The organism is Arsukibacterium sp. (assembly GCF_041616895.1).
Taxonomy (GTDB): Bacteria; Pseudomonadota; Gammaproteobacteria; order Enterobacterales; family Alteromonadaceae; genus Alishewanella.
Window position 1 is genome coordinate 23,251 of record NZ_JBFJPY010000033.1, and the last position, 8,018, is coordinate 31,268.

General features: G+C 50.6%; 6 protein-coding genes. 4 read left to right on the forward strand and 2 right to left on the reverse strand.

The genetic code is table 11. The annotated features are described in order from the left end of the window. Window positions 1–33 precede the first annotated feature (33 nt). Window positions 34–1,254 carry an imidazolonepropionase gene (hutI, locus tag ABY802_RS07725; protein WP_372626468.1) on the reverse strand — a complete coding sequence of 407 codons (1,221 nt, stop codon included), beginning with the start codon at window positions 1,252–1,254 and terminating at the stop codon, window positions 34–36. Between the two features lie 128 nt (window positions 1,255–1,382). Between hutI and hutC the strand changes: the two genes are divergently transcribed. The 4 genes from hutC to ABY802_RS07745 all read left to right on the forward strand — a co-directional run bounded on the left by hutC (window position 1,383) and on the right by ABY802_RS07745 (window position 7,532). Then, the gene (gene hutC / locus ABY802_RS07730) at window positions 1,383–2,105 is read left to right on the forward strand and encodes a histidine utilization repressor (RefSeq protein WP_372626469.1); all 723 of its coding nucleotides are present in this window, start codon (window positions 1,383–1,385) and stop codon (window positions 2,103–2,105) included. Next, complete coding sequence (hutU, locus tag ABY802_RS07735; RefSeq protein WP_372626470.1) at window positions 2,105–3,778, forward strand: urocanate hydratase; 1,674 nt, start codon at window positions 2,105–2,107, stop codon at window positions 3,776–3,778. The genes hutC and hutU overlap by 1 nt, the downstream gene beginning before the upstream one ends. A gap of 4 nt (window positions 3,779–3,782) precedes the next feature. After that, window positions 3,783–5,318: a histidine ammonia-lyase gene (hutH, locus tag ABY802_RS07740; protein WP_372626472.1), complete on the forward strand. Its 1,536-nt coding sequence runs from the start codon at window positions 3,783–3,785 to the stop codon at window positions 5,316–5,318. A 186-nt stretch (window positions 5,319–5,504) separates the two neighbouring features. Next, window positions 5,505–7,532: a methyl-accepting chemotaxis protein gene (locus ABY802_RS07745; RefSeq protein WP_372626473.1), complete on the forward strand. Its 2,028-nt coding sequence runs from the start codon at window positions 5,505–5,507 to the stop codon at window positions 7,530–7,532. A 151-nt stretch (window positions 7,533–7,683) separates the two neighbouring features. On the opposite strand, the gene ABY802_RS07750 is transcribed toward ABY802_RS07745, so the two are convergent. Continuing rightward, window positions 7,684–8,018: restriction endonuclease (locus ABY802_RS07750; RefSeq protein WP_372626475.1), on the reverse strand; the 335-nt coding region annotated here is incomplete at its 5' end.

The window sequence follows — 8,018 nt, forward strand, 5'->3', positions numbered from 1 at the left end:
ACCCCAAATTTACTACTTGTAAAGCCGTATGGCTCAGAGCCTTACTGGCTTACCGTTAATGATCAGCTGCTTAAGCTGATTCACGCCAAACTGATAGCAAAGCTCAGCTGGCTGGCTGATATTAAAACAGCCAAAATCTGCCCGCATGCCGCTGGCTATTACGCCGCGATCGCTAAGCCCTAATGCGGTTGCAGCATGGCGGGTTATCCCCAGTAAGGCCTCCTCGGGCGTTAAGCGAAATAGCGTGCAAGCCATGTTTAACATTAGTGGTATGGAACACAATGGCGATGTTCCCGGATTTAAATCAGTGGCAATCGCCATTGGCACCTGATATTGCCGCAGCAGACTGACAGGAGGCAGCTTGGTTTCCCGCAGGAAATAATAAGCGCCGGGCAGTAACACTGCTACTGTACCTGCTGCTGCCATCTTTGCCACGCCCGCTTCATCTAAAAACTCAACATGGTCAGCTGACAAGCCCCCAAACTCGGCGACTAGACTGCTGCCACCCAGGTTTGACAGCTGCTCGGCATGGGCTTTTACCGGTAATCCCAGCGCGTGGGCGGTAGCGAACACTTTGCGACATTGGCTAACACTAAAGCCTATTCCCTCACAGAACACATCCACCGCATCCACCAGCTTGTTGGCATTCAGCTTTGGCAGCATCTTACATACTTCGTCAATATAGCCATCCGCATTGCCTTTAAACTCAGCTGGCAGTGCGTGAGCCCCTAAAAATGTTTTAACCAACGTTGCCGGGTGGTGATTATCCAGTTCAGCGGCGACTTCCAGTATTTTTTGCTCGGTGGCTAAATCAAGACCGTAGCCCGACTTAATTTCCATCGTTGTCACTCCCTGTGCCAGCAAAGTGTTCAGCCGGTCTTTTGCCAGGCTGAATAACTGTTCATGGCTGGCAGCACGGGTGGCCGCTACCGTGGCGTTAATACCGCCACCTGCTGCGGCAATTTGCTGATAACTGGCACCATTTAAGCGCATTTCAAATTCATTGGCCCGGTTGCCGGCATAAATAAGGTGAGTATGACAATCAATAAAGCCGGGTAGCAGCCATTGTCCCTGTGCATCGTGCAGCGGTGTTGCCATGGCATCAAACTCTGGCAATGCATTGCGGCTGCCAACAAAAGCAATCAAACCATCCTTAATTGCCAGCACACCGTTTTCAATGGTGCCGTAGGGTTTACCATTGTTTATCATGGTAGCAATATTGGCATTAATCCAGATGGCATCAAACTGCTGCATAGGCCTCTCCCTCATTAGATAACCAAATAATTTTACACCAACAACTTGTATATACAACTAAATTGCAGTATTTTTTATTAAGCCTCGGTATTTAATCATGCCGTGTTTTTTAGCGTAGTGGAGTGGCAATGGCCAAGTTTGCTGAAATAAAAGAGTTTATGCTCAGTCAGATAGAGATTGGTGCCTGGCCGGAACATAGCCGGGTACCCTCAGAAAATGAACTGGCCGAGCAATTCAGCGTAAGCCGGATGACAGCGCGCCGTGCACTGCAAGAGCTGACAGAACAAGGTATTTTATACCGAACCCAGGGCGTTGGCAGCTTTGTCGCAGCGTTAAAGTCTCAATCATCCCTGCTGGAAATTCGGAATATTGCCGATGAGGTGCAGGCCCGGGGCCATGCCTATAGCGCAAAGTTACTTCAGCTGACCGAATTACCCTGCCCGACCATCATTGCTTCTGCCCTGGGGTTGCAACGTAATGCCCCGGTATTTTTTTCCCTGATCGTGCATCTGGAGAATGGTCTGCCGCTGCAACTAGAAGCACGGTATGTCAACCCATTGCAGGTTCCAGCTTATATTTCTCAGGATTTTAGCCACCAGACGCCTCATCAGTATCTTAGCCTGATTGCGCCGCTTACCGAAGCGGAACATACCGTTGAAGCGATTTGGCCGGACGATTTTACCTGTAAGCATTTAATGCTGAAAAAAGCCGAACCCTGTTTGCGCCTGACCCGCCGCACCTTTAGCCGGGATGGTGCGGTCAGCCTGGCATATTTAACATCACCGGGTAGCCGCTACCGATTAGGCGGCCATCTGAATTTTTCATTACCAAACAACAACGAGCGTATCTGATGACAGACTCACGTATTGATAACAGCCGGATAGTTCGCGCCGAGCGCGGCGCTAGCATCACCGCAAAAAGCTGGCAAACCGAAGCCGCCAAGCGGATGTTAATGAACAACCTGGATCCGGAAGTGGCCGAACACCCGCAAGCGCTGGTGGTATATGGCGGTATTGGCCGGGCTGCCCGCAACTGGCAGTGCTTCGACAAAATCGTTGAGGTCTTGAACCGGCTGGAAGACAACCAGACATTGCTTGTGCAAAGTGGTAAACCGGTTGGGGTATTTCCTACTCACCCGGACGCTCCCAGGGTACTTATCGCCAACTCTAACCTGGTACCTGCTTGGGCCAATTGGCAACATTTTAACGAGTTGGATCGCAAAGGTCTGATGATGTACGGCCAAATGACCGCGGGATCCTGGATTTATATTGGTACCCAGGGCATTGTCCAGGGCACTTATGAGACCTTTGTTGCGATGGCCAGACAACATTTTGCTGGTTCCGCAACTGGTAAATGGATTTTAACCGGCGGTCTTGGTGGAATGGGTGGCGCTCAGCCACTGGCTGCCACTATGGCGGGCTTTCATATGATTGCCTGTGAGGTTGACGAGAGCCGCATTGATTTTCGGCTAAAAACCCGTTATCTCGACAAGAAAGCTTATTCTCTGGACGAAGCATTAGCAATGCTGCAACAAGCAAAAGCAGAAGGCAAACCAACCTCTATCGGTTTGCTGGCCAATGCCGCTGATATATACGCAGAGCTGGTCGAGCGTGGTATTACTCCCGATGTGGTAACCGATCAAACCTCAGCGCATGATCCGCTAAATGGCTATCTGCCCCGAGGCTGGAGCATGCAGCAAGCTGCTGCAGAGCGCAAAACTGATGAAGCCGGCGTGGTAAAGGCGGCCAAACAATCAATGGCAGTGCAGGTTCAAGCCATCCTGACCATGCAACAGCGCGGTGCAGTAGCTACCGATTACGGTAATAACATTCGCCAAATGGCACATGATGAAGGCGTGACCAATGCCTTTGACTTTCCGGGCTTTGTGCCAGCCTATATCCGGCCCTTATTTTGTCAGGGCATCGGACCGTTTCGCTGGGTCGCCCTGTCAGGTGATGCCGAAGATATCTATAAAACCGATGCGAAAGTAAAAGAACTTATTCCGGACGATCCCCATCTGCATAACTGGCTGGACATGGCGCGGCAGCGCATTCAATTTCAGGGCTTGCCTGCCCGCATCTGCTGGATTGGCTTAAAAGACCGGGCGCGGCTTGCCCTGGCGTTTAATGACATGGTGAAAAACGGCGAGTTAAAGGCGCCGATTGTGATAGGCCGCGATCATCTCGATTCCGGCTCTGTTGCCAGCCCTAACCGGGAAACTGAAGCCATGCTGGATGGCTCTGATGCGGTATCAGACTGGCCATTATTAAATGCGATGCTTAATACCGCCGGGGGGGCTACCTGGGTATCACTGCATCATGGCGGTGGCGTTGGTATGGGGTACAGCCAACACAGCGGTGTGGTTATTGTCGCTGACGGCACTGAGCAAGCAGCCGCCCGGCTTGGCCGGGTGCTATGGAACGACCCTGGCACCGGCGTAATGCGTCATGCTGATGCCGGCTACGACATTGCCGTGAACTGCGCAAAAGAGCAGGCCTTAGACTTACCAATGGTTACGGAGTAACAGCATGAGTTTTACACTAAATATAGTGCCGGGTACCTTAACACTTGCCCAGTTACGCCAGGTACAGCAAGGGCCCGTGCAGCTAACACTAGACAGCGCTGCGATACCTGCAATTGAGAAGTCGGCAGACTGCGTCGCGAATGTGATTAAACAGAATAAAGTCGTCTATGGCATCAATACCGGCTTTGGCTTGCTGGCCAACACCTGGATTAAAAACGAAGAACTGGAGCTGTTACAACGCTCGATAGTATTGTCCCATGCTGCCGGTTTTGGTGATTTTATGGATGACAGTACTGTGCGACTGATGCTGGTACTGAAAATTAATGCCCTCGCCCGTGGTTTTTCCGGGATCCGGCTAAAAGTAATTGAGGCACTGATCGGTTTAGTTAACGCCGAATTATATCCGTGCATTCCAATTAAAGGCTCGGTCGGAGCTTCGGGTGACTTAGCACCACTTGCACATATGGTGTTGCCATTAATTGGTGAAGGTGAAGTGAGCTATCGCGGCCAGATCTACGATGCAACGGAAGGACTGGCTCTGGCCGGGATGTCTTCGCTTACTCTGGCGGCGAAAGAAGGACTGGCATTACTCAATGGTACGCAAGCTTCAACTGCTTTGGCGCTGGAAGGCTTGTTCCGTGCTGAAAACCTGTTTGCTGCCGGCGCAGTGATTGGGGCCATGAGTGTTGAAGCAGCGCTTGGCAGTCGTGCTCCCTTTGATGCCAGAATCCACCTGGCTCGCGGCCAGCGTGGCCAAATTGATGCAGCCGCAATCTACCGGCATTTATTAGCGAATGGTTCGGAGCTTGGGGCCTCGCATAAAGACTGTGACAAAGTGCAGGACCCTTACAGCCTGCGCTGCCAACCACAGGTAATGGGCGCCTGCTTAACTCAAATTCGTCAGGCGGCAGAGGTGCTGCAGGTTGAAGCGAATGGTGTCACTGACAACCCGCTGGTTTTTGCCGATGAAGGCGATATTCTCTCGGGTGGTAACTTTCATGCTGAACCGGTGGCCATGGCGGCTGATAATCTGGCACTGGCTATTGCGGAAATTGGCGCGCTGTCTGAGCGTCGGATGGCACTGCTAATTGATGCCAGTTTAAGTAAGTTACCGGCATTTTTGGTTCCTAACGGCGGCGTCAACAGTGGCTTTATGATTGCTCAGGTTACTGCGGCAGCACTGGCGTCTGAGAATAAAAGCCTGGCTCACCCGGCATCGGTGGACAGCCTGCCAACCTCGGCCAATCAGGAGGATCACGTGTCGATGGCAACCTTTGCCGCCAGGCGCCTGGCAGATATGAGTGAGAATACCACCGGCGTGTTGGCAGTGGAGTATCTGGCTGCAGCACAGGGACTGGATTTCAGGGCGCCGTTAACCTCGACCACGTTGTTGGAGAATGCCAAAGCCCTGCTGCGAGCCGAAGTCAGCTTTTATCAGCAAGACCGTTATTTTGGGCCGGATATAGAAAAAAGTGCCAGCCTGATCCGCAGCGCGGCGCTGAATCAATTTATTCCAGCGGCATCACTCAGCAGCTTTTAACGCCAGGCCGCTATCTTAATAGCTTTATAAGGCGCACCAATCTGGTGCGCCTTGGTATTTAAATCACCATTCTAACCACATTTCCGGCTAGACCCGTTTCTGTTTGTTTGCTACCTTGTTGTTTTTAAATCAACTCCTCGTTTTATCACTATACTTGTGAAAAACAGCCTGCTGGCGGCAAATACTATGACGTTAAAAGTTGCTCATAAAGTTGTGTTAGGCTTCGGTTTTATTGCAGCGCTATTGCTGTTAGCCAGCATTTTAGCCCTGTTTAGTTTTAATACAGTCACCCGCTACAGTAATGATGTTAATCAACTGGCCGTGCCTGCTCAGCAGCAGAGCAATCTGGCTCAGATCCAGTTACTTAAGCTGGCAAAGTTATCGGCGTTAGGCTTTACCGCTGAACAGCAAACTGAAATAAACAATTATCAGCAACAGTTTATTGCCAGCCGCCAGCAGTTTAGCTCGCTGATCACTGATTTTAATCAGTTGACGGCTGAGGACACTGCATTACAACAACCGTTGCAGGCTGCACTGACTCACTTTAACCAATATAGCGCCGCTGTAGATAGCATGTTCAATGCCCGCCAGCAGAGCCTTGCCGCTGCAAAGGCGGTAGAAGCAGAACTCGCCCTGCTGGAAACGGCTATTGATGATGCCGGCGCCAGCTTGCTTGATTTAGCCGATGCCGATCTGTCACTGGATGATGATGTCATGGAGCAAATAAGTGGCAATGCCGGGCGAATTGATGGTCAAATTCTCGGGCTACTGAATACTGTGCGTGAAGTCGCAGCCTATGTTGACCTGGCGGTACTGGAGCGGAACCAACAGAATATTGGCTTCACCCTTAGCGATATTCAGGTCAATATTGATTATCTCGACCGGCAAATTAGTGGCATTGAAACTGATGGACTCTGGCCACAGTTCCAACAGCAATTCAGCGCCTTGTCTGAGCAACTGCAAAGCGAGAGCAGCTTGCTTAGCATAAAACAACAACAGCTGGCTCAACAGCAGAGTGCTCGCCGACAACTCAACAGCTCAGAGCAACAGGTGGCGCAAGCCATTATGGCGCTGGATCAGGTGGTAACACTGGCAGATCAACGCTTTACTCAGTTGCAGCAACAAGTATCAACCGCGTTAAGTTCTGGCAGCAACCGTACTTTGGTGATGATGTTAGTGCTGGTGCTACTGGCTGTGGCCGCCGCCTATCTGACCATTAACGCGATGTTAAAACCGCTGGCCAGCATTAACCATATGCTGGGTAATATTGCCACAGGCGATTTAACCCGTGAATTGACTATTGTCCAGCAAGACGAATTTGGTGCGTTATCGGCTAAAGTAAACAGTCTGATTGCTGCTCTACGAAGTTTGATTACCAATATTCAGCAAAATGCGACTGAGTTGAACAGCAATGCCAGTCAGTCCAGCCATGAAGTACAGGAAATCAGTCAGTCACTGCAACAGCAGCAGCAGCAAATCAGCCGGGTTAACGGCATCACAGAAGCGTTAGCGGATAATACCCAGACCGTCGCCGTTCAGGCACAACAGGCAGGTGAGGCCATGCGCCAGGCCCTGGAGCAAAGCCAACACATTCAGAAAATTTCTGATAAGAATAAACAGCTGATAACCGGCCTGGCTGTTCAGTTATCCGGCACCAGCGATGTAATGAATAAAGTAAATGATCAGTCTACTAACATTGGGGGCATCCTGACGACCATCAGCGCCATTGCAGAACAGACGAATCTATTGGCGTTAAATGCAGCCATAGAAGCAGCGCGGGCTGGTGAGCAAGGTCGCGGATTCGCCGTTGTCGCAGATGAAGTGCGCTCACTAGCCGGGCGCACCCAGCAGGCCACCAGTGAAATACGCCAGATGATCACCAGTTTACAGCAACAAAGCGAGCAGGCGGTGGCTTCAATACTTACCGGCAAGACAGACGCCGAGCAATGTGTTGCGACCACGGCGCAACTGGCCAGTGCACTGGAAGCGGTTAATCAGGCGATTGCCCAAACCCGGCAAATAAGTAATGCGGTAAGCGATGCCAGTGCCAGCCAGCTCGACTTAGGTACTGCCATTAGCGACAATATGCAGCACATGGTGCAACTGGCAAATAGCAGTACCAGTAAAGCAGAACGTACTTTGGTGCACAGTGACGATGTTGCCAGATTAGCAGCACAACTTCAGTCTGCCGCCACCCGTTTTAAAATAAGTTAAATTGATTTTATAGCAACTGGATAGGCGCACATAAAAAAGCTGGCCGAAGCCAGCTATGCAGGAAGTGAAGCAGTCCATGTTTATTATTTTGATTCCTTTCGCTACTGAATATCGCTTTTTTATTGCTAAAAATCCTGATGAAACTTTGATATTAGCTTTGAATTAGTGGCACTTGCTGAATTTTTGCGCGTTTTTGCTGTTTTCTTAAGCTTTTGTTGTCCAACAAGCGAATATTTGCTTCCTGGGCAAAAATCCAGGCCTGATTAGAAAAACCAGCACTGCTGACCACAATGCCGTCAGCAATATCAAGCGCCAGCATTTGCTGAAACATGGTTCTTACCTGTGAAATGTCGACCGGAACACAACCGTGTTGCACATATACCAGGGTATCACGTTGCGCATGCAGCAGTTGGAAATCAGCAGCCAGTTTGTCACTAATCAGCCAGCTGCCTTGCCTGCTTAGCAGACGTTGCGCATCCTGTAAAA